This window comes from Salinivibrio sp. MA440 (genome assembly GCF_001996265.1).
In the GTDB taxonomy this organism is placed as follows: domain Bacteria; phylum Pseudomonadota; class Gammaproteobacteria; order Enterobacterales; family Vibrionaceae; genus Salinivibrio; species Salinivibrio costicola.
Window position 1 is genome coordinate 1 of the sequence record NZ_MUFI01000021.1, and the last position, 21,926, is coordinate 21,926.

Annotated in this window: 14 protein-coding genes; 8 read left to right on the forward strand and 6 right to left on the reverse strand. The window is 47.7% G+C overall.

The window, feature by feature from the left end:
* The first annotated feature begins 160 nt into the window (after positions 1-160).
* Both BZG80_RS08265 and BZG80_RS08270 read left to right on the forward strand, forming a co-directional pair.
* Positions 161-673 carry an oxidoreductase gene (locus BZG80_RS08265; protein WP_108744111.1) on the forward strand — a complete coding sequence of 171 codons (513 nt, stop codon included), beginning with the start codon at positions 161-163 and terminating at the stop codon, positions 671-673.
* Positions 674-762: 89 nt separating this feature from the next.
* Positions 763-2,682: a putative bifunctional diguanylate cyclase/phosphodiesterase gene (locus BZG80_RS08270; protein WP_077679115.1), complete on the forward strand. Its 1,920-nt coding sequence runs from the start codon at positions 763-765 to the stop codon at positions 2,680-2,682.
* On the opposite strand, the gene BZG80_RS08275 is transcribed toward BZG80_RS08270, so the two are convergent.
* On the reverse strand, positions 2,683-4,041 hold the full coding sequence (locus BZG80_RS08275) for a hypothetical protein (protein WP_077576138.1): 1,359 nt from the start codon (positions 4,039-4,041) through the stop codon (positions 2,683-2,685).
* A gap of 492 nt (positions 4,042-4,533) precedes the next feature.
* Positions 4,534-5,478 carry a chemotaxis protein CheV gene (locus tag BZG80_RS08280; protein ID WP_077460871.1) on the reverse strand — a complete coding sequence of 315 codons (945 nt, stop codon included), beginning with the start codon at positions 5,476-5,478 and terminating at the stop codon, positions 4,534-4,536.
* Between the two features lie 415 nt (positions 5,479-5,893).
* Here BZG80_RS08280 and BZG80_RS08285 point away from each other — a divergent pair, with 415 nt between their 5' ends.
* Together BZG80_RS08285 and BZG80_RS08290 are read left to right on the forward strand one after the other, a co-directional pair.
* Entirely contained in the window at positions 5,894-6,823 is a 930-nt protein-coding gene (locus BZG80_RS08285; RefSeq protein ID WP_025744876.1) for a chemotaxis protein CheV, read from the forward strand.
* 282 nt (positions 6,824-7,105) lie between these two features.
* The gene (locus tag BZG80_RS08290; RefSeq protein WP_077460870.1) at positions 7,106-7,411 is read left to right on the forward strand and encodes a DUF496 family protein; all 306 of its coding nucleotides are present in this window, start codon (positions 7,106-7,108) and stop codon (positions 7,409-7,411) included.
* A gap of 48 nt (positions 7,412-7,459) precedes the next feature.
* Here BZG80_RS08290 and BZG80_RS08295 read toward each other — a convergent pair whose 3' ends face one another.
* A complete protein-coding gene (locus BZG80_RS08295) occupies positions 7,460-9,175 on the reverse strand; it encodes an IucA/IucC family protein (protein ID WP_077679116.1) in 1,716 nt (571 codons plus the stop codon).
* Between the two features lie 203 nt (positions 9,176-9,378).
* Between BZG80_RS08295 and BZG80_RS08300 the strand changes: the two genes are divergently transcribed.
* The 4 genes from BZG80_RS08300 to BZG80_RS08315 all read left to right on the forward strand — a co-directional run bounded on the left by BZG80_RS08300 (position 9,379) and on the right by BZG80_RS08315 (position 16,845).
* A complete protein-coding gene (locus BZG80_RS08300) occupies positions 9,379-11,541 on the forward strand; it encodes a TonB-dependent receptor (protein ID WP_077679117.1) in 2,163 nt (720 codons plus the stop codon).
* A gap of 111 nt (positions 11,542-11,652) precedes the next feature.
* The gene (locus BZG80_RS08305) at positions 11,653-14,319 is read left to right on the forward strand and encodes a GNAT family N-acetyltransferase (protein ID WP_077679118.1); all 2,667 of its coding nucleotides are present in this window, start codon (positions 11,653-11,655) and stop codon (positions 14,317-14,319) included.
* A gap of 10 nt (positions 14,320-14,329) precedes the next feature.
* Positions 14,330-15,649, forward strand: a complete 1,320-nt coding sequence (locus BZG80_RS08310) for a lysine N(6)-hydroxylase/L-ornithine N(5)-oxygenase family protein (protein WP_236719499.1) — start codon at positions 14,330-14,332, stop codon at positions 15,647-15,649.
* Positions 15,649-16,845 carry an MFS transporter gene (locus BZG80_RS08315; RefSeq protein WP_077679119.1) on the forward strand — a complete coding sequence of 399 codons (1,197 nt, stop codon included), beginning with the start codon at positions 15,649-15,651 and terminating at the stop codon, positions 16,843-16,845. Before BZG80_RS08310 ends, BZG80_RS08315 begins: the two co-directional genes overlap by 1 nt.
* A 78-nt stretch (positions 16,846-16,923) precedes the next feature.
* Here the strand turns inward: BZG80_RS08315 and BZG80_RS08320 are convergent, their stop codons facing one another.
* The 3 genes from BZG80_RS08320 to hppD all read right to left on the reverse strand — a co-directional run bounded on the left by BZG80_RS08320 (position 16,924) and on the right by hppD (position 21,593).
* Positions 16,924-17,931, reverse strand: coding sequence for a sphingomyelin phosphodiesterase (locus BZG80_RS08320; protein WP_025744874.1), 1,008 nt, complete (start codon positions 17,929-17,931; stop codon positions 16,924-16,926).
* A 161-nt stretch (positions 17,932-18,092) separates the two neighbouring features.
* Entirely contained in the window at positions 18,093-20,363 is a 2,271-nt protein-coding gene (locus tag BZG80_RS08325; RefSeq protein ID WP_077576139.1) for a response regulator, read from the reverse strand.
* Positions 20,364-20,507: 144 nt separating this feature from the next.
* A complete protein-coding gene (hppD, locus tag BZG80_RS08330; RefSeq protein WP_077460864.1) occupies positions 20,508-21,593 on the reverse strand; it encodes a 4-hydroxyphenylpyruvate dioxygenase in 1,086 nt (361 codons plus the stop codon).
* Between the last annotated feature and the right edge of the window lie 333 nt (positions 21,594-21,926).

Sequence of the window (21,926 nt, forward strand, 5' to 3'; positions counted from 1 at the left end):
TGACATGATAATGCCCGCACAAATAAAAACTTTAACAGAATTATATTCTATTACGTTCTATATAATAACTGAGGACATGTTAGCGATTTATCCGTACTTTCTTGAGGAAGTTACCCGCTCAAGCTAGGTTTAAAAAATAACAGCACAAGGAAGGAACAACATGGTAACCATCGAGAGTGCAATGACACAGTCGCATAAAAAGCGCAGCACACACTTTCTTTTGATAGCGACAGTATTCTTGGCATTGCTAGCATCACGTGTTGAAGCTACGCCAATGCTGACGATATCCGGTGACGCAGCAAAACAAACGCTAACCCGTGAACAACTCATTCAGCTGGCGGATCGCACGATCAAAACACAAACGCCATGGACCGAAGGAGAACAGGTTTTTCTTGGTGTCTCTGCCCAAAAACTGTTAGAAACGGTGAATAAGCCCGCACATAGCCTCAAAGCCTATGCGCTGAATGATTATTGGGCGACAATTCCGAGAGACGATATCAAAAAATATAATCCCATCTTCGCGATTAAAAAGAATGGCGACTGGATGCGGGTTCGAGACAAAGGTCCCATTTGGGTTATCTATCCACTCTCGGCCTTTAGCCAACTTGAAAATGAAGTACTACACAGCCGAATGGCATGGCAAGTCAATCGTGTTGAAGTGTTAAAAGAGTAGCGTCCAGCGCCTATATTAAAAAGCACAATGCGGCGAAAAACAGCCGATAACACCACTTGAGATAGAGAGTTGATGAGGTACAAAGTCGAATGGTAAAGCGCCCTCTTATTGCTTTTGTTATGTTTGTCTTCACGGCTCTACTCTTGACCGCGACGGCGCTTTATCAATTTCATCAAGCTTATACGAAACAAACACTTCATACCCAGCTGTCTGCCTGGGCACTTGCCCAAATGGAATTAGAGACCCTCGAGTTTCGAAATGACTTGGCACTCTATCTTGTCGAGGATTCAAGCCCAAGACGATCACTGCTTCTTACCTATGACATCTTATGGAGTCGGTACGATACATTTTTAAGTAGTCGAGAAACAGCGGCAATGCGACGCGCTTTCAATGCCCAACCTATTGTGGAGCGCGCTTTTCGACTCATTCAACGGCATGAGCAGGCTGTGTTAAACGGTGATCGAGAACGGCTTCAAAATTTGCTCAATGAAATAGACATTGTGCTTCCCCAAATTCGTAACTTGATGGTGAATAACTTTACGGGTCCAGCCTCCATCGAACAGCGCGCATTTCTCGATGAAAAAATCAAAGTGATGTACGCTGCAATGTTCATACTCACATTAGTATTGATTTTTTTCGCGTTTCGCCTGTATCGCAATAGCAGCAAGCAACAAGAATTGGCGTGGCAGGATCGCCTCACCGGCTTACCCAACCGAAACTATCTTCTGGACTGCCTGTATAAAGCGGTCCAGCAAAACCGTATACATACCTTACTGTTGATAGATATCCGTCGTTTTAAAGACATCAACGATTTGATGGGGTATGAGCAAGGGGATAAGGCATTAACAAAACTTGCCAGTCAGTTAAACAGCATTTGTTTGCCTTATGGGTATCCATGTGCGCGTGTCAGTAGCAATGAGTTTGCAGTGCTTGCTTACTCGGATGGTCGTCATCTCAGCTTTTTCACCCAACCATTATGTGACTCACTACGTCGTGCTATTGACAGTATTTATCCAGGCCATCGATTGTCCTTGGCAATAGGTATCGCAAAAAGTCTTGATGTTGATGCCCACTCGGGAAACAGTCACTGGCAGTTAGCCAATGAGTTGCTTAATAACGCTGACCTTGCCTTAATGAGAGCTAAACAAGCGCCTGTCACGAAAGACAGTATTGACACCTTTAAAACGGAGTATGAACAAGAAGCGCAACAACGTCGTAGGCTCCGCGATGAATTAAAGGCGCACTTGATAGACCCATACCAAGATGCGCTTTATGTCGCTTTCCAGCCTATTGTATCGGCAGATCCAAATCGATTAGGTTGCGAGGCTTTAGTTCGCTGGCATCACCCTGAATACGGGCCAATTAACCCGGAACTTATCGTAAATGTCGCCGAAGAGTCAGGGCTCGGGCAGCGCTTAGGTACGTGGATACTGCAACAAGTTCATCTCGCGCTCAATACAGAATGGCAAAGTATCAATACGCATATTGATATCGCCGTTAACCTTTCCGATTCATTTTTCAATGAGTCTTTAATTGCTGATGTAATAACGATTTTCGCCAAACACCCAGAACAACGCAAACAACTCATTTTTGAAGTCACAGAAACAATGACCATTGATGATATCGGTCGATTCAGTCTTTTGATGAACCAGCTTCGTGATGTCGGGATCCGTATCGCGCTTGACGACTTTGGAACCGGCTGGTCGTCCATGGCAGTGCTCAATCATTTAAGCTTCGACAAAGTCAAAGTCGATCGCTCATTTGTCACTGGCATGGCAGATATAACACGACAGCAAGTGCTCGTTGATACCATTTGCCACATGGCCCACCAACTTGGTATTCATGTGGTCGCCGAGGGAGTTGAAACTAGGGAGCAGTTAACCAGCCTTCAGCAAATGGGGGTCGATGAGTTTCAGGGTTATTTTTTCGCCAAACCCCTATCAGCAATAGACTTTTATGCATTTTGTATTGACTACCTGAACCAGAAGAACGTATTACTTTCCAAGTAATCAATCAAAAACCTCTTCAATATCAACAACTTTTGACCTATTTACTGTGATTTTCCAGCGCTGATAAACGGTTGACTGACCTTTAATCCGTTGGCAGCTGATCAGATTAAATTGATGCCGTTTTTCCACCGAATCTTTTAGCACTTGTCCTTCATTAAGGCGATACAAGCGTTGGCTACCGCGGTCCATTAACCGAGAAAAAGAGCGAAAGTCAAATTTCCATACATCTCTGGTGGTGTCGTATCCCGATAAAAAACGGGTCGTTTCTAGTTGTGTTTTTACCTTAAGTCGTACAACCGCTTCTTCTCGCTGACGCAATTTACCACGGCGTAGCTTTTTCACCTCATCAGGTAAGGTGTTATAGTCAAGGTAATCAAGCCATTCAAGCTGTCGTCCAATTTGCCTATTCGACGTCGGATCAATAAAGCGCTTACGCCATTTGGGGCGACCTCTACGGATCCACCGCCAAAGCGCTTCACGCAAATCATCTTTAAAGATCTCACGTAATGCATAGATCCCTGCCATTGCAAGCACAAAAGACAACGTGATTTCTCCCAGATACTGACGAGCATGAATAATCACCGTGGTCACAAAGAGCATCACAAACGCGGTCGCTGAAGCCTTAGCAAGCTTATTCAGATTTTTGCCCAAAGCCTGTGGAATTTGTCGAATCGTGACAGGAAATTCAATCAATCGGCGTGCTAAACGCATCTTATTGACCATACGCGTTGGATCGCGCACCGCTTTATCCGAGTTATAGCGATTAACCAGTCGATGCGCCTCTTCAGCCTGACATAGCTCAATCAATTGTTGACGGACCGTTTTATACACGTTCCCACGTGGCATATGCGCAAGTAGCGAGAGGAAACGCTGTTCCGTCAACCATGACAAGTAATTATCAATGTTATGATAGTACTTGAGCAGTTTGGTATCTTGCGGTTTATAGCGGCGTAAACGACGCAAAATTTCAACCGCCATTTCAATGGTATCTTCTAACTGCTCAAGAGCATCAGCGTCATCAAGCCCTGATACGGACTCAAAAAAGTCATGCGTCGCTTTTTCCAGTGACAAGGCGTATTGATAGGCATAAAGACTCAAGCTGACGCGATATTGCTCAGTAGGAAGTTTATCGCGACTGGCTAGACGGGCATGAACGAGCGGTAAGTGATAGCGGGACGTGAAATAAGTACGACTATTAGCAAGCACGCGGTAGTAAAAATCGTCTTCAGACAGCACATGTTTACCAAACTTCAGTTCGCCAGGCACGAAAAGGTAGAATGCCACCTCTTGCGCACTCACTTCTTCATTAAGCACCGCTATCCTGACTGACAGCCCTTCATGTTTGTCTACCGTGATCACGACTACTCTCCTGTGAACGCCACCCTGTTTATGCCGCGCCAACCCTGTTACGCGACCGCGCTATGTTTCAACCAAGCAAGATCTTTCAACGAAACAGGCGCTTCGCCTCGCGAGTATCGCATATTTGCTAAGATTCTGTTTGAAAACTTAGGCTCTATTTAAAAACTTAGGCTCTGTTTAAAAACGCAGATCCTGTTTAGAAACGTTATCACCGCTCAAAACAATATGGTTAAATTTTAGCCAAACCGTATAAATTAGGTTTCCTTCCCGCTCTTACCTGACGTGTTACCATTACTTACAAAGAAATTAACGAGGTTATCCACAGATACGGTAGATAACTTTATGCCCCGAACGCTAAATGTAGTTCAACCAACACCATATCTAGTATGCGTTTTAGCGACCCACGAATAATGGTCGTGGCCAGATCCTCACAATGTCATACAAAAAAAGCGAGCCACTGCCCGCTTATGTATTCTCAGACGCCAAGGCTATTTAACTTGCCACAACCTGACGTAAGCGCTCCTGTACCACATTCACTAGAAGATCAGGTTGGAATTTGGAGATAAACCGATTACACCCTACCTTCTCAACCATTGCTTCGTTAAAACTGCCACTCAACGAGGTATTTAGTGCAATGTACAAGTCACTCATTCGGCTATCAGAACGCACTTCGTGCGTCAGTTTGTAGCCATCCATTTCTGGCATTTCTGCATCGGTGATCATCAGCAAAATTTCGTCACTGACATTTTTGCCTTCATCGCACCAGCTCTTCAGCAAATTCAATGCTTCAGCACCGTTTTTCTTGATGATGCACTCGACGCCAAACTGCGACAGTGTTTCACTAACCTGCGCTCGTGCCGTCGATGAGTCATCCACGACCAATACACGCTGTCCAGCCATGTAAGGCGTAATTTGCGGATCAAGCACATCTTCCGACACACCAACTTCATAGGCGACAATTTCTGCCAAGACTTTTTCTACATCGACAATCTCAACCAAACGAGTTTGTCCATCAAAGTCTTGGCGAGTAATCGCGGTCAGGTAGTTATTACGGCCTGAGCTTGCCGGCGGCTCCATGATTTCATCCCAGCCCATATTCTTGATATTAATCACTTGACCCACCAAGAAGGCTTGAATAGTGCGATTGTATTCCGTCACGATGACGTTGCACTCATCAGACATCCCGATGGTTCCCATACCAATCGACTGGCGTAAGTCAATCACTGGGATCGATTTACCTCGGATCATCGCCACGCCACGAATATTAGGATGCGAGCCCGGCATTTGGTTGAGCTTAGGCACCTTGATAACTTCGCGGACTTTAAAAACGTTGATGGCAAAAGGTTGGCTAGAACCTAGATAAAACATTAACAGCTCAAGGCGGTTCTCACCCACCAGCCGTGTCCGCGAATCTACCGAATCTAAAATATTGGTCATAGTTCACTCAACCGTCGTGTTACTGCTCATTCGCATGTATCCGGACACGTATATTTGCTTATCGACGTGCCGCTGTTCACGACTTTTCTATTGTGCTCTGGGCACCGAGACAAAAAAAAGTCTAGTCTTATTTTAGGTAAGATATGGCGACAGGCAACCTATTTGCTCATATTAGGCATACCTTTCGCCTTACAGCTTACCCGTTTTAGTCCCACATTTTAACAAAAGGTGCGAGGAAAAAGCGTGGCTGACACCACGTTTAAATGAGACTATCAATAAGTTTCAAATATGAGACAATACGGATGGATTAGGTATCTTTTCCCGAATCAGCCCCTATCCTTGTATAAGAATAGGTGAACAATGCTAAGGCTGTTACCATAACTAAACGATTGACGATTACACGCAGAGTGATGCTATGAAGAGCAAAGCTAATCAAGCACAAGGCATGTTGATGTTCCGCCTCACCGCCACCCAATCTTTCGCGATTGGTACGCTAAAAGTGCGGGAGATCATTCCTTTTCAGCCGCTCACGGATTTGCCCGGCTCCCATCCAACGGTGATAGGGACCACCAGCTTCCGTGGCATCGCCACCCCCGTGATTGATATGGCGAAAGCTATTGGCTACAAGCCTGTTGCCAAGTCCGAGTGGGCGTCTTGTTATATCATCGTCACGGATTGCCAACGCCGCGTGATGGGTTTTTTGGTACGTGGAATCGATAAAATCAGCGAATGTGATTGGCGCTCTATTTCCGAGCCGCCCGAAACCTTAGGAACGCGCGCGTTCTTAACCGGTGTTATGCACATCGACGATAAACTCGTACAGCTCCTTGATGTGGAATACATCATGGAGCATATTTTCCCATCCGATCCCGACAAGCTCCATCCTATCTTAGCCGATGTGGATCGTGAAAAACTCAAGCCGATGAATATCCTGCTAGTCGATGACTCCTTAACCGCCAGAAGACAGCTTTCTGAGGCATTGGATAGTATTAACATCCCCTATTTTGTGACGAATAACGGCCTAGAAGCGCTGCAAATGATGAAAAACGCCGCATCAGCCGGCAAGCCGTTTGACATCATTGTCAGTGATATTGAAATGCCAGGCATCGATGGCTACGAGCTGGCGTTTGAAATCCGTAATGATGATAAATTGGCAGAAGCATACTTAATCCTGCATACCTCATTGTCCAGTGACATTAGCGTTGATCGTGCTAAACAAGTGGGCGCCCATGAAGCACTCACAAAGTTTGACGCCACCGAGCTGGTACAAGCGATGTTGCGCGGCGCCATGATGAAAACATCGGGTTCATCGGTCAAGTTAGAAGGTAGCCCAACCGACTATTGACGGTCATCGGACGGGCCATGGCTGGGATTGATATGTGTCATAACACTGTCAATGTCAGCCTGTTATCTTTGCCACCATCAAACAAGTTCATCGAGATGTAGGATGGTCGAAAAGGTGTTCGCCTCAGGGTATCTTAGTATCAAGGTTCATACTGACTCTTCTATCGCCCTCTCGGCGACTCAAGTGACCAAAAACTCTCCACCTCAAGCGGAAAAAGGCTGGGTTTGCTGCCGCGCTTGTGGTTTAATTTTTTCATACTTCAAAAAATAGAAGGCGACTATGATGACCAGCGTATACGAGATCGTTAAGCACTCACGACAAAAGAACAAGCTAAAACGCGAAATCCAAGACAACGACAAAAAAATCCGAGACAACCAAAAACGTGTTGTCTTACTCGAAAACTTGTTGGATTACATCCAACCAGAAATGTCGTACGAAGATATCGTCGAAATCATCAAGAACATGAAAGGTGATTATGAAGACCGCGTCGATGACCACATCATCAAAAACGCGGAGATTTCTAAGCAACGCCGTGAAATCAGCCGCACCATCAAAGAGCTCACCAAGCAAAGCAAGAGTGGGAAGTAATTCCGTTGCTTAACCGACTAAAAGAAACCCGCCAAAAGGCGGGTTTTTTTAAATGGCGAGAGGGTTAGCGATAGGCTCACCAAACATTGGCAACGGCCGTTCATTGCTATCATCGTAACCAATGTTGAATCTGACCCGATTGATACACACTTTCTCTTTGGTCTCACTCAACACATCAAACAGCGCAAAACGGGCGCTAAGCGCCGGATGCGCGTGTTGATAAGCCCGAAGCGTATCACCTAACTGGCGATAAAACTGAGTTTCACTAACGCCAAGTGAGACAAACCATGGCGAGATAAAGCGTAACGTCGTCACGAAATGTCCGGTGTACAGGTCGTGAACTAGATAGTGTGGTGGCAAGTGTTTAATATTACCTCGTACATCTTTATCCAAGCTATTTAGCTCCGGAAATGGCTGATCGACAAAGCGTAGGTCACCATGAAAATCTTTGATCATACAACCTACAGGGACGTCACCCTCAAGCACTACCGTTATGTTTTGCCCATGGGCGACGAGACCAATCCCGTATTGACACAGCAAGTGATAAAGGGGCACAACAACGTGATCAAACAAACGCTGCAACCATTCGTTAGGCGTTAACGCGGTGCGCGTAATCAGCGCTTCCACACAACTTATCCCATCGCCTCCGGCTTGCATCAACGTCGCCAAACTCATAGGTCGCTGATTCGATAGCAGCAAGCTTTCCGCACGTTCACGCCAAACACATCCCAACATCTCATGGTATTTGTAGCAACTGTCTATCTGCGCCTGATAAGGCTGTGGGCAATATATCCCTGCCACTTCTTGTTGCACGTGCATGCCAAGACGGGACAGTAGATCGTCCTGACTCACACACTCTGAGAGCCATTTTGACAGCACGGGGCCGTGCGCAATAAAGCTGCCGGGCACGCCGCGATAGCAAGAGGTGTTGAGAATGGTTAACGCTGTTTTTACGTCGTACTTGCCTTGTTCATCCGCACGACTCAAGGTACGAATAGACTGTTGCGCTAGCCACTGCTCAGGACGCGTACCTAAATCAATTATCTTTCCAGAAGCAATTGAAGAAGCGTATTGGCTGTAGATATAACGCTGCATCTGCCAAGGATGAACCATCATGATAAGGTAATCATGCTTATCCGCCGGCAAGCGCGACATAAGCGCGTCATAAGCAGCTGGCGATAGTGTATCGATGAGCAAACTTGCCTGATCCAACCCCTCACAAAAACCATGTTGTGCGCAGTCTCGATGTACAGCGATATAATGCAAGGCAAAAACGTTACCGTATTCAGGTGCATACTGCTGGCTCTCTTGCTGTCCCCAGCCTAACCGGCCTTTGTTGGCAAGAAACTTAGGGTGTGCATCCAAATAGGCCTGGCGAGCCGATTCAGATAACGCGACCAGCTCATCGGCTGGCATAACATCTAACATTGCAAGATGTTGCTGTTCGGCGCTGAGGGTTTCTTGTAACTCTTCAATCAGCCCACCGAGGTGGAGTGGCGTCATCTTAATCTCTGGCTGTAAATCTATTATTAGCGCGATGAGCTCGGGCTGATGATTATCCCCACGTGACACACTGCCGATATCCACAATCACCATGCCCCATAGGCTCATGGTGGCTGAAAACGACCAGTTCGCATTAGGGAGAGTGAGTTGATAGTCGCGCCCTTCGGTATGAGAGACGGTAATCGCGTTTTCAAAATGAAGCTCTCTGATGGTTTTTGCGAGCAACTTCTGATTGGCTGTTTGCCAATAATTCCCCTGCATTTCCTATGTCCTTTATGCGTTATTTTTCACCAATTTAAGTGAAATGTGGCAATTCGGTTATCAATGTATTGACATAAGGAGCAAAGATCAATAATCATAATGATATCCATTATCATTTGATGATAGGAAAAGGTAGTGATTCAGTAGTACTGCAGGGATGCAGCCTCACCAACCCTGCAGTGTTGTGACGAATAAGGATAATTATGAACACCATAAAAGCAGTCGGCTTTTCGCTCTCGCCTCTGGCGTTAGTGATCAGTGCCCATCTCGCCCATGCCGCCCCTTCTGCGGCCAATACCGAAACCATCATTGTGACCGGTAGTAAGATTCAAACGACCATTGCCGATTCCGCCAGCACCAACTGGGTAATCACCAATGAAGAATTAACCCGTGAAATTCAAGGCGGTGAGTCATTAAAAGGCGCGCTCGGGAAGCTGATCCCAAGCTTTGACTTTGGCAGCACCAACGCACGTACCAACGCCTCACAGAATTTACGTGGCCGCAGCGCGCAAATCATGATTGATGGTGTCGCATTGAATGCTGCACGTACCATCAGCCGCCAATTGGATAGTATCGACCCCTTTAATGTCGCGCGTGTTGAGGTACTGTCAGGCGCGACCTCCATTTATGGCGCGGGCGCAACCGGCGGTATTATCAATATCATCACCAAACGAGGTGAAGCGGGTGATGCGCAACTTGAGGTTCATACCGGCGTCACCACTGGGTTCAACAACAGCGACGACCTGACCAAAAAAGCCGCGGTCGCGGTATCCGGTGGCAGTGATACCTTGCAAGGGCGCTTATCCATGGCGTATGAAGGCAAAGGCGCGGCCTACGACGGCAATGGCGATCCTATCCTGCCCGATGTGACCCAAACCGATACCCAATTCAATGACAGCATTGATGTAATGGGTAGCTTGGATTACCGCCCTGACGACGAACAGCACCTTTCCCTAACTGCTCAATACTATGACAGTCAACAAGACAGTGATTACGGGATCTGGTTTGAAGATACGACCGATCTAAAAAGTGACGTTGAGCGTCGTAAAGGGCTCAAACTGGATGAGCAACCATTCACTGAACGTTTGATGCTCAACACCCAATATAGCCATACCAATGTGCTAAATCATGCTTTGCTCGCGCAAGCCTATTATCGAGAAGAAACCTTCGGCTATTTCCCGTTTCCGCGTAACGGTCTATTTAGCGGCTCAGAGCAAAGCAACGATGTTTACGGCCTAAAAGTCTTACTGGAGAAAAACTGGGATAACTTAACGCTGAACTATGGGTTGGATTACAGCAAGGAAGAATTTCGCGCCAAGCAATACGTCTATGATTCAACAACCAGTGCAACAAGCCATGGTTTAGAGTTTGAGAAAAAAGGCACGATCGGTCGTTATCCTGACTTTGATACCCAAAATGCCGGTGTGTTTGCTCAAGCAGACTGGGCCGTTAACGATAAGTTAAATGCCTTTGCCGGATTGCGCTACCAGTACACCAAGTACAAAGGCAGTGACTTTATCGGCTTTACCCAGCAAGCCTATATACTCCTCGGTTTATTACCCAATGCTGATGCCATCCCGGGCGGCACCACAGACAAGGACATTTGGCTCGCGAATGCGGGACTCAAGTACGACCTGACCGACAACCAACAAGTTTGGGCCAACTTTAGTCAAGGCTTTAATATGCCGGACCCAGGCAAATTCTACGGCAAAGGCAAATATTCAGGCGGCACCCTCACCAATAGCGTGAGTGTTCAAAACACAGAATTGGACGGCGTAAAAACCAACTCCTTTGAGCTAGGCTGGCGAACCCAGCAACAAGACTACAACGCGCAAGTCGCCGCGTACTACTCAATTTCGGACAAGTCGTACAAATACAACAGCGATCTCGATGTCACCTTAGATAGTGACAAACAGCGTATTTATGGCCTCGAAGGGCAAATCAAATACTACCTCACTGACACTTGGTATAGCCGTGCACAGGGCCACTTAGTGCAGAGCGAAATCAAGAATGATGGCCATTGGGATGAGCTGAGTATCTACAATGCGAGCCCTTCTACCGCGATGGCGGCAGTGGGTTACGATAACTTCGATTGGGGCACAGAGCTCAACCTCCAACACGTTGGCGAGCTGTCAGATGAAGATGGCGACCGCCTTGAGGGCTATGAGCTTGTCGGCCTCAATGGTTACTACACGTTGCCAGTCGGCCAAATTAATTTCGGCATCCAAAATCTGTTTGATAAAGACTATCAAACGATTTGGAGCCAAAAAGCTCAGAAAGTCTATAGCGGCCTCGCTAGCGCCGACATGTTTGACTACGCCGGTGTGGGGCGTACCTTTAGCTTGAGCTACAGCGCCACGTTTTAATTGTATTCCTTTTCGCGCCCAGCCCTCGTTGGGCGCCTTTTATCCCAATTTTTTAGCCCATATTTGCATAACAACATTGCCCCAGTAAGCCTGTGTCTGTAAGGAGTTGAGATGACACACCCCCTGAGTTTGAATGCGTTTTTCAATGCGTTGTTTGTCGAGCACCCGCACACACGTGTGATAAAAGGTCAGCCTGACCACGCCAGTTTCCCGTGTGAACACGGCGAATTATTATTACCGCTCACCTACACCTCAGCAGCCGGCCGTCATCGTTATCAAGGTGACATACTGTGGCGTGGTAGCGACGGTGAAACTGTCCCTACTACCTTTGCCGATGCGGTTTGCCGTATCGCGCAATCAGTGCCTGAGGTCAGTGGCGAGCGTCTCGATCGCTTTGCATCACGTGTTAGCCAATCTGACACCTATGTGCAGCGAGCTGAAGCATATTGGCAACACAGGTTCGCTGACCGCTGGCCACAGCGCTTTATCGAATCGGAGCAGTCTCTGACCGGCGGTCATAGCATGCACCCTGCCCCCAAGAGCAATGAACCACTGACGCCCGAACAGCAAGAGACGTATCTACCCGAATTTGCGCAGTCATTTGCGATTGAATGGTTTGCGGTTGCGCCGGGGCAATGGACAGGTGAAGGGGGCAACCATGATGTACTCGACACCTTGCAATCCTTGTTTGTCGATAGCGTGGGCTTAACCTATGCGGCCAATTTGCCGCAAGGCTGGCTTCCCTTGCCCATGCATCCTTTACAAGCGCAAGCATGGCGTGACAGTGATGACGCACGTGCACTCAAAAACAGCGTGATTGATTTAGCCTTGACCAGTAGCGGCTGGCTGGCGACCTCATCGTCACGCGCCATCTATCATCCCGACCATCAGTGGATGTTAAAAGTCTCTCTACCTGTCAAGCTCACTAACTCGGTACGGCTATTAACCGCCACTGAAGCCAAGCGTGGTGCCTTACTGAGTAAAATGCTCAACGCAGCCCCCGGACAAACGCTGCAGCAGCGAGCCGCCACGACGACCTTTATCGAAGAGCCGGTCTGGTGCACCATTTTGTCCAAGCAAGGTGAGCCTTTATCACTGCCTTTGGTGAGCTTGCGCGACAATATTTTCGCCCACCAAGCCGATCAAGATGTCCACCTGCTCGCCAGTATCAACCAGCCACATGGGCAAGGCAGCCAAATTGGCGCGCTGATCGCGCAAGCCGCACAACATCATCAATGGACACAGCACGACGCCGCACATCATTGGTTAGCCGCCTTCTTGGACCATATTCTGTATCCCCTGTGTTTGGCACGCAGCGATTATGGCATCTTGTTACTGGCCCATCAGCAAAATATCTTGCTGCGTACCGCGCACGGTTTGCCTAGCGCCATGATGTACAGAGACTGCCAAGGTATTTGGGTCACCGACCCTGCCCCTGCGCTGTTCCCCGATGCATTCAGTGAAGGGTTACCAAGCTGTTACGTGCCAGCCGACAAGGTTGATCCGTATCTGAGCTACTACCTGATTGGTAATACACTAATCAATACACTTTCCGCGATCAGCGAAGCCACCGGTGTCACCGAGCAGCGTTTGTGGCAGGTGTGCCGTCAAGCTTTCGCAACTTGGCGAGCGAGCCATCCTGTGGATAGCCGCCTGTATGACTATCTTCTCGACTCGCCGACCCTGCACTGGAAACGGAACTTCCACACTTTCCTCGCCGATCACAATGAAGCGACACTGGCCGATCCCAGCCAAATTTACACGGATATCGATAACCCATTTTATGGTGATAACGCACTGGGCTCATGCGTATTTAAACCGGTCAATCTTGATCGCACCGTGGGGCTTCGCAGCCACTCGCTCGACGCGTCTTATCACCTCATCGACGTGATGGAACATGGTCAAGCCAAAGCGACCTTCGTGCTGCACAAACCGGACAATGACACTGCGACGCTAACCACGCGCTATTGCAATGATGAATCACTCTGGTGGGCGGCGGTTGAGCACGCCTTTTATCAGCATCAGTGCCAAGCACTGTATGCCAGTGATTATCCTCACGCTCTGCAATCCGTCGTCGCCCCCTGCACACCACTGACACTGTCGCAGTTTAAACAACACTGCCCGATTTGGCACCAAGCTCAGTCACCCTCCAATGAGGTATACCAAACCGCAGAGAACGGTTTAACCCACCCAACGCGACCTGAGAAACCACAAGGCGTGTTCTATCGTCGCTACTTTTATCACCTCAAGCGCACACTAACGCTACGTCCAGCAGAAACGAAACGCGATCTTGCTTGCTTTCACGCCTGGCACAACCATCCGGATATTGCCCCGATTTGGGAGTTAGAGGGCTCGCTCGAGTTTCATCGTCAATATCTGCAAAAGGCCCATCACGATGCGCACTTGCTCCCCGTGATTGGCGAGTTTGATGGAAAGCCTTTCGGCTACTTTGAAATTTATTGGGTCGCGGAAGACCGGCTTGGACCTTACTACGATGTCGATGCTTTCGATCGTGGTATGCATATGTTAGTCGGTAATTCCGACTTTTTGGGTCGCCAATACTTTAATACCTGGGCGCAATCTATTATCCATTACTGTTTCTTAGCCGAGCCTCGTACCCGAAACGTAATGGGTGAGCCTAATGCAACAAATTGGCGCGTAGCCCGAATTGCTCGCGGTGTGGGCATGAAAAAACAAAAAGAATTCGATTTTCCCCATAAGCGCGCTGCACTGATGCAATGTGAGCGTAACGACTTTTTCGCACGTTATGCGCAATAAGGATGCAGTTATGACAAGGCATTATTCTATTTTAGGTGTAGGGCTTGGCCCCTTTAATCTCAGTGCGGCGGCGCTGCTGGCTCCCCACAGTCAGTCCATTTCGAATTTGTTTGTTGAGCAAAAGCCACGGTTTGCGTGGCATCCCGGCTTATTGCTGGATGATGCGAAAATGCAAACCTCATACCTAAAAGACATGGTGACGGCCGTCGACCCAACGAGCCCTTACACCTTTATTAATTACCTGGTTAAGACCAAAAAATTTTATCCTTTTACGGCGCGGGGCGAACAGACGGTATCGCGGTTAGAGTTTTCTGATTATATGGCTTGGGTGGCTCATCAGCTTCCCAACACCCAATTCGATACGCCAGTACTGAATATCATGCCTCACGGCTCAGGCTTCGCGGTGAGTACGCCACACGGACAATTGAGCTGCGATCATTTGATCGTTGGCACCGGTACCCAACCGTTTATGCCTGACTGTGCTGCGCCATTTGTGGGTGAGCGGGTCTTTCATGCCAGTGAACTTGCCCTCCGACAACCGGACTTAAGGGGTAAAAAAGTTGCCATTGTTGGTGGTGGTCAAACCGGTGCCGATGTCTTCCAGCATCTCTTTGATGGTGAATTTGGTAAAGTAGCGCATATTGATTGGATTTCTCGCCGTCCTAACCTGCAAGGATTAGATGAGAACCCTTTTACTGATCAGTATTTTATCCCTGATTACGCAGAGCAGTTTCATAGCCTCGACCCCAAGATCAAACACACTCAGCTTGCGCAACAAAAGCTTGCCAGTGATGGGATTACCGACGACTGCTTGCAAGGACTGTATCAACGCCTGTATCACGATAAATATGTGCGCCGGTCACCGCAATGGTGGCGACTGCTTCCAGGACAAACGCTTACTGGGATGCAATCACACCAAGCAGGTTACCAGTTAGCGACCACAGCTACCTTGACCGGAGTAACCACAGCACTCGATGCAGAGGTGGTGATCTTGTGTACTGGTTTTTCTCGCGCACTCCCTCAGTGCCTCGATACTTTAAGCGACCACCTCGACCTTGATGACGAGGGACGACCGAATGTGAATGCTCACTACCGAGTAAAAATGCGTGAAGGCAGTTCACTCGCTTTATATATGATGAATGTCGGCACCCATTGTCACGGTATTATTGAGCCACAATTGAGTCTCGCGGCCTGGCGGGCAGCAACCATTATTAATGCGATTAGCGACACGCCCCTATACGACATTACGCATCATCACGGCTTACTCGACTGGACGCTGACTGAGTCCTCCACACAGTCAGCTCAGATGCAAAAGGTAGCAGGCTGGTAATGGCGTACACACAAACAAAGCCCGCGACACAGACCGCTAAATGGCAGTCTATCACCTTAACGTCTATTGCTGCTCTGATGGGCATTGGACAAAACGGGCTGTTGGTCTCGCTGCCACTGTTAGTGGCACAAGGCGGATTTTCATTGTCAACCTGGGCGGTGATCATAGCGGTGGGTAGTGTACTCTTTCTCCCTGCTGCGCCTTTTTGGGGACGTATAAGCGATCAGTACGGCCCCAAATTTGTGGTTCTTCAAGCCTTAATCGGCATGGCTATTAGCTTTGTCCTGTTACTGATCGCCACGCTGGGCGCGCAAAACAGCCTCAACCAATGGCCTTGGTTAGCATTAGCGCTGATGGCAAGAGTCGTGTATGGCTTAACCGTGGCGGGCATGGTTCCCGCCAATCAGCATTGGGCCGTGTTACTCGCTGGCGAGGCACGCCGCATGCAGGCGATCACCTCAATCAGTATTGGTTTAAGTCTCGGTCGCTTGGCCGGCCCATTAATCGCCTCGGCGGTTTTAATCGTCAGCCCGTATGCCTCACTTGTGCTGATGTTATTACTGCCATTAATCGCCACATTGGTTATCAGCCTCATGCCTCACCGTGAGGGCCAGAAAGATACATCAAGCTCGCCTGTCAGTCAGTGGCTGGCGCCAAAAGCTATTTGGCCCTATATGGGATATGGACTCGCCGTGTGTGCAGCAATTGCCCTATTGCAATACAACCTCACGCCGATACTCCATACCATCACCGAATGGTCTGCCAGTAAAATTAGCCAGATGATGAGCTATTTGCTTACCTTAAGCGGCATTGCAACGCTCACCGTACAAGTGTTGGTGGTAAAAAAACAGCGTCTAAGCATCGACCACATGCTGGGCATCGGCGCAATCAGCTTAGTTGCAGGTTATAGCTTACTTTTACTCCCTACCCTGGGCGCATTAATCGTTGCTATGCTCGTAATATCAGGGGCCTGTGCGTTGCTGATCCCTGCCTATACTAGCCAAGCGATGCAAAGGCTCGACAATGAACCGGGGAAAGTCAGTGGTTATATCGCTATGGCGCATACGCTCGGATATGGATTCGCGTCACTATTAGCGACATTAACACTTAATTATCCACCTCTTCCCATCATCACTTGCGTCAGCCTTGCAACCATGGTGCTACTGGGCATATTAAATGCAGCATATAAACAGTGAACCAACTAAGGCTCACCGTTTTTTCCAGCGAGTTTTTGCCGTTTTCCGGCAAAAACTGAATGAGATCACTCAATCACACTATTGATATTTAAACTGAATCATTACCGGATAGTGATCAGAAAGCTCATTGTAGTAACCATCATGATAGGTTTGTCCTGCTTCTTGTGGCCACTCACCTTCTAAGTAATCCCAGTACCAGCTATCCTTCGCTTTTAAGCGCACAACCTGCATTTGCGGCTGGTTAACAGGCTTGCCATGATCGCGACTCCATAAAATATAATCTAACGTCGTGTTGTAATTCAGATCATACTCAAAGTGATACGCGTTTGCTTTAGTAAACCAGTTATGTTCAGCGGAGAAAGAGGTCACTTCAGGCTCAGAGAAGCGCAGTGCACCATTAAGTGCCGCTTTCATATCCTTAATTTCATCTTGACGGCTCCATTCCACATTCATATCTCCGCCGACAATCACGGGTTCGTCAGTCGGTATGTCTTTGTTGCTAATAAATTGTTTGATCTCGCCAAGTTGCCCTAAACGAACCTCGTGTTCTTCATCAGACATGCCATCATGCGTGGCTTGTAAGTGCGTACCTATCAAATGGAAGATCTCGCCATTTTTATCGATCTTAGCGTACGCAAACCCCTTATTTGCTTGATAGTCCCAGCTGCCCCGTAAACTGTTATTATAAATGTGCGCTTGCTGGGTCAAAATCGGATACTTGGAAATAATGGTGACGCCACCCCGGACGACGAAAGGAGAGTTAGAGCAATCTCCTGTTAATGCATCCCAACCCTCACCACTGCAATCTTGCCCCACATTGGGCGTTTGGTAAGGATATAGGTTGGCAAGTTGGTTCATTGCTTGCTCTGCTTCAGCGTTGAAGGCTTCGCTAACCAAAATGATGTCGGGCTGGGTATCCATGTCGGCAATCGCAGTCGGTAAACGAGCCGCTCGTTCTGCTTGATCCCAATCTTGTAGGTTGCTCAATTGCATGATGTTATAAGCCATCACGTTAAGTTCGCCAGCATGAGCGCCGACACTTAGCAATAAAGCCGCTACCCCTGAAAACAGTTTTTTTCTGTTCATATTTCCTCTTTGCGTTTTGCTTTCTAATTATGTTTGGGGCCAAGCCCACTCAAAGATTAGAACCCTAACGAAAAGAGGTTAGACCACACCAAGAATCCTTCGTATTTTATGATATGTTTGTAACTAAGATCACACTTGCGTAACAGCGCTGACTATTTCGCTTACTCTTTGGTCAATAGTTGTGTGTCTGTGGTAAACGTATGCTTTCTTAGCATGGTTGCTAGTTCGTGTTGTCGAACAGGCTTAGCAATATAATCATCCATGCCAGCCGCTAAGCATGCTTCTTTATCTTCTGCTGTTGCGTTGGCAGTTAATGCAATAATGGGGATTCGGTCCGTGCGAGACGCTTTACGCCTGATCAGTGCTGCCGCCTCATAGCCGTCCATGACCGGCATTTGGCAGTCCATGAAAATGGCGTCAAAAGGCTGACTGCTCCAAAGGGCTAACGCTTGCTCGCCGTTATCCGCTGATCGCACATTGATGCCTAACTGCGTCAGCATAGCTTCTGTAACGCGTTGATTAACTTTGGAATCCTCAACCACGAGAACATGTAGCCCTGCCAGTGATGTCCCCTTTCCTGTTGAACGCACAATACCCAGCGTGGGCTGTCTTTGTTGAAGGATCCGAACTAAATTAGCTTTTAAATCATTAAATTGATAAGGGCGTCCAAGATAACCTTCAATGCCTGATCGCTCGATGCGCGGTCTATCAATCACATCAGGCGCAGCCGTCAGCATGATAATGGCTGGGCTTCTCTCACCCAATTCAGTGACAATTTGCTCGGCGAGACTAAAGCCATCCATTTTGGGCATGATCTTATCAAGCAAAACGACTTTAAATGGAGATTGGCTATCAAGCCGTTCTTTAATAAGCGGCAACGCATCATCGGGATGCATACAACAGGTCACTTGACAGCCGAGATTACTCAGTTGCGCGGTTGTAATCCGCATATTAAGACGACTGTCATCAACCAGTAGCATTGGCGCGCCCGCGAATAAATACGCCTCTACGGGCGTCGCAAGCGGCACATCTGCACATTCAAAGCGCGCCGAGAACGAGAATAGGCTACCCACATCCACTTCACTTTCTAGGGTGATTCGCCCCCCCATCAGGTTGACAATTTGCTGAGAAATCGCGAGGCCTAACCCAGTACCACCTGCGGTTGCTGCTGAAGCGTCGCCTTGCTCAAACTTACCAAAGATACGATTTTGCGCTTCAATCGGAACACCAGGTCCAGTATCTTTCACTTGAAAACGAAGTACACAAGCGTTTCCCTCATCAAGAACTTTGGTAATCGAAACGGCGACTTCGCCTTGTTCAGTGAATTTAATCGCATTCCCGACTAGGTTGATCATCACTTGGCGTAATCGCGGTGTGTCACCAACCAGCAAGGGCGATATCTCTGGGTCAATCTCACAGCCAAACTGTAAGTGTTTCTCTTTAGCTCTCAACGTGAACAAGTTTTCCAGATCTTTACCCAACTCAAATACATTGAGCTCTAATGGTTCTAACTCTAACTTACCTGCCTCTATTTTAGAGAAGTCCAAGATATCGTTAATCACATCCAGTAACGACATCGAGGAGGTTTCTAGCATTTCAACGAACTCTTGTTGTTCATCATTCAAACGCGTACTTTTCAGCAGCGATGCCATCCCGATAATGCCGTTCATTGGCGTACGGATTTCATGGCTCATGTTGGCCAGAAACTCGCTTTTTTTGTGGCTGGCCTTTTCGGCATCCAGCTTCTCGTTCTCAACCCGCGATAGCGTTTGGCGAAATTGAGTGACCATAGCATTGTAGCGCGCCTCAAACCCCCACCAACCGCGACATTCTGGTGGGACACTGATTTGATTTGGTAAGCCGTTGTCCCATTGATTCACCTGTTGGTGCAGAGCCGATAATGGTGCGGTGAGATACCGTTGCACTATCCACATTGACGCTATCACGCCCAGCCCTGAAACCCCCAACCAACCTAGAAACGCCCACTTCGCACTCTCTCCTAGATAAGCACGTAATGCGGTATAGTTCGAGGCCACATCAAGCTGGCCAAGTACATATTCATTGCCTTCTTTTTTGGCAATTAATGGCCAACTCATCTGGATCGATTGTTGAGTTGGCTCTACACCACGTTCAATTTGTGTGCTGTCAGCATCATAAACGTGTATGTAATCGATTTCTGGTTGTGCAATAAGTTGTTCAATTTGTTGTTCAAATGCTTGTGTTTCTACTCGCCATAGGTGATCAGTCATGGTGCGGACATCACGGCTGCCAACATCTTGTAACACGCGCTGGACCTGTGATTTATGGGATTGATAATCGGCAAAAAGTAATAGTGATGCGAATAAGGCGATGAGTATTACCCAGCATAGCGCCAGCTTCGTCATCAACGATACTGATAAGGAATGGCGTAAAATGGCTTTGCCTGCTTTCATAATCACCTATTTAATAGAAGAGCTTGCCCTATAAGCATAGAGCCCGTTCGTCGTTGGGGCGAAAAATATCCGGCTAGATACAAGGAAAGGTAGACAAAAAGGCGCTCCGGTTAAAGAGCGCGAAGGGTTTTATTTTCTGAGCGATCAATCCAACACGCCGCGACGTATTTGATCAAGCTCAATCGATTCGAACAGAGCCTTAAAGTTACCCTCACCAAAGCCTTGATTGCCTTTACGCTGGATAATTTCAAAGAAAACAGGACCAATAACTGTATTGGTAAAAATCTGTAGCAAGATGCCAGTATCCGCGTCACCATCAATCAGAACACGAGTATCACGGAGCTCATCAATATTTTCTTCGTGACCGCTAACACGCTGATTCACTTGCTCATAATAGGTCTCTGGCGTATCCATAAACGCCATTCCCCGATCTCGCAGCGTGCGTACTGTTTGATAGATATTCTCTGTCGTCATTGCAATGTGCTGAATACCCTCACCATTGTACGCTTTTAGGTACTCGGCAATTTGTGACTTATCATCACTGGATTCGTTAATCGGGATACGGATTTTTCCGCACGGAGCAGTCAATGCACGAGATTTTAGCCCTGTTTTTTTGCCTTCGATGTCGAAAAAGCGGATCTCTTTGAAATTGGCGATACGATCATAGAAATCAGCCCATACATCCATGTTGCCAATATCGACATTGTGCGTCAGGTGATCGATAACCTTCAATCCTGCATCGGCTTCTTTAAGGCGCGCTTGCCAATCAGGATAGAAGTCGAAGTCAACCTCGTAAATACTCTGATCACCGTAACGATCAACAAAGTAGAGTAACGAGTCGCCAATGCCATATACCGCCGGGATGCTAAGCTCCATCGGACCGATATTGGGCTCAACCACTTTGGCACCTTGTTTTGCCGCGTAAGCAATTGCATGAACAGCATCTTGCACACGGAATGCCATCGCATTCACGCTCGCGCCATGATGCTCTGCAAAGCTTTGTGCCTGAGACTCGGGTTCGCCATTAACAATAAAGTTGGTATCGCCTTGGCGATACAGCCAAACATGCTTGTGTTTGTGCTTGGCAATTTCAGCAAAACCCATCAATGAGAATAGACTTTTCAACGCATCAATACCGGCTTGATCGGGGGCGGTATATTCCACAAATTCAAACCCATCTGTCCCTAATGGGTTAATGGTTTTTACCGGTTTTTGCAGTGTGGATGTCATAATGGTTCCTCCTTGTTGATGCCAGTAGGAATAGCATGACGCCAAAGTAAGCACTAGTAATCCAGCACGCTCAGGTCGTTACAATAGTGTTAACCAATACTGTAATACTTACTGAACAGGAAAGGGAAAGCCTCAAAAAGTTGTTTTTTATCAATGTTATAAAACAAAATGGCATGTAAAGAGACTCAATGATCTCTATACACTTTGTTTACATTAAAGAAACAAAAACAGGAGAAAGGGCGGGACATTTCAGATAAACGCACCGACGCTACGAAGAGCGACGGCCAACCAAGTAGGTAAGAGAGGCGTGACCGATTGATAATGGCTTCCGAT

Bases quoted from the DNA above. Each gene is read 5' to 3' on its own strand.
- hppD (WP_077460864.1), bottom strand. From the start codon at position 21,593: ATGACATCCACACTGCAAAAACCGGTAAAAACCATTAACCCATTAGGG.
- BZG80_RS08280 (WP_077460871.1), bottom strand. From the start codon at position 5,478: ATGACCAATATTTTAGATTCGGTAGATTCGCGGACACGGCTGGTGGGT.
- BZG80_RS08305 (WP_077679118.1), top strand. From the start codon at position 11,653: ATGACACACCCCCTGAGTTTGAATGCGTTTTTCAATGCGTTGTTTGTC.
- BZG80_RS08270 (WP_077679115.1), top strand. From the start codon at position 763: ATGGTAAAGCGCCCTCTTATTGCTTTTGTTATGTTTGTCTTCACGGCT.
- BZG80_RS08265 (WP_108744111.1), top strand. From the start codon at position 161: ATGGTAACCATCGAGAGTGCAATGACACAGTCGCATAAAAAGCGCAGC.
- BZG80_RS08320 (WP_025744874.1), bottom strand. From the start codon at position 17,931: ATGAACAGAAAAAAACTGTTTTCAGGGGTAGCGGCTTTATTGCTAAGT.
- BZG80_RS08300 (WP_077679117.1), top strand. From the start codon at position 9,379: ATGAACACCATAAAAGCAGTCGGCTTTTCGCTCTCGCCTCTGGCGTTA.
- BZG80_RS08290 (WP_077460870.1), top strand. From the start codon at position 7,106: ATGACCAGCGTATACGAGATCGTTAAGCACTCACGACAAAAGAACAAG.
- BZG80_RS08325 (WP_077576139.1), bottom strand. From the start codon at position 20,363: ATGAAAGCAGGCAAAGCCATTTTACGCCATTCCTTATCAGTATCGTTG.
- BZG80_RS08310 (WP_236719499.1), top strand. From the start codon at position 14,330: ATGACAAGGCATTATTCTATTTTAGGTGTAGGGCTTGGCCCCTTTAAT.
- BZG80_RS08295 (WP_077679116.1), bottom strand. From the start codon at position 9,175: ATGCAGGGGAATTATTGGCAAACAGCCAATCAGAAGTTGCTCGCAAAA.
- BZG80_RS08285 (WP_025744876.1), top strand. From the start codon at position 5,894: ATGAAGAGCAAAGCTAATCAAGCACAAGGCATGTTGATGTTCCGCCTC.
- BZG80_RS08315 (WP_077679119.1), top strand. From the start codon at position 15,649: ATGGCGTACACACAAACAAAGCCCGCGACACAGACCGCTAAATGGCAG.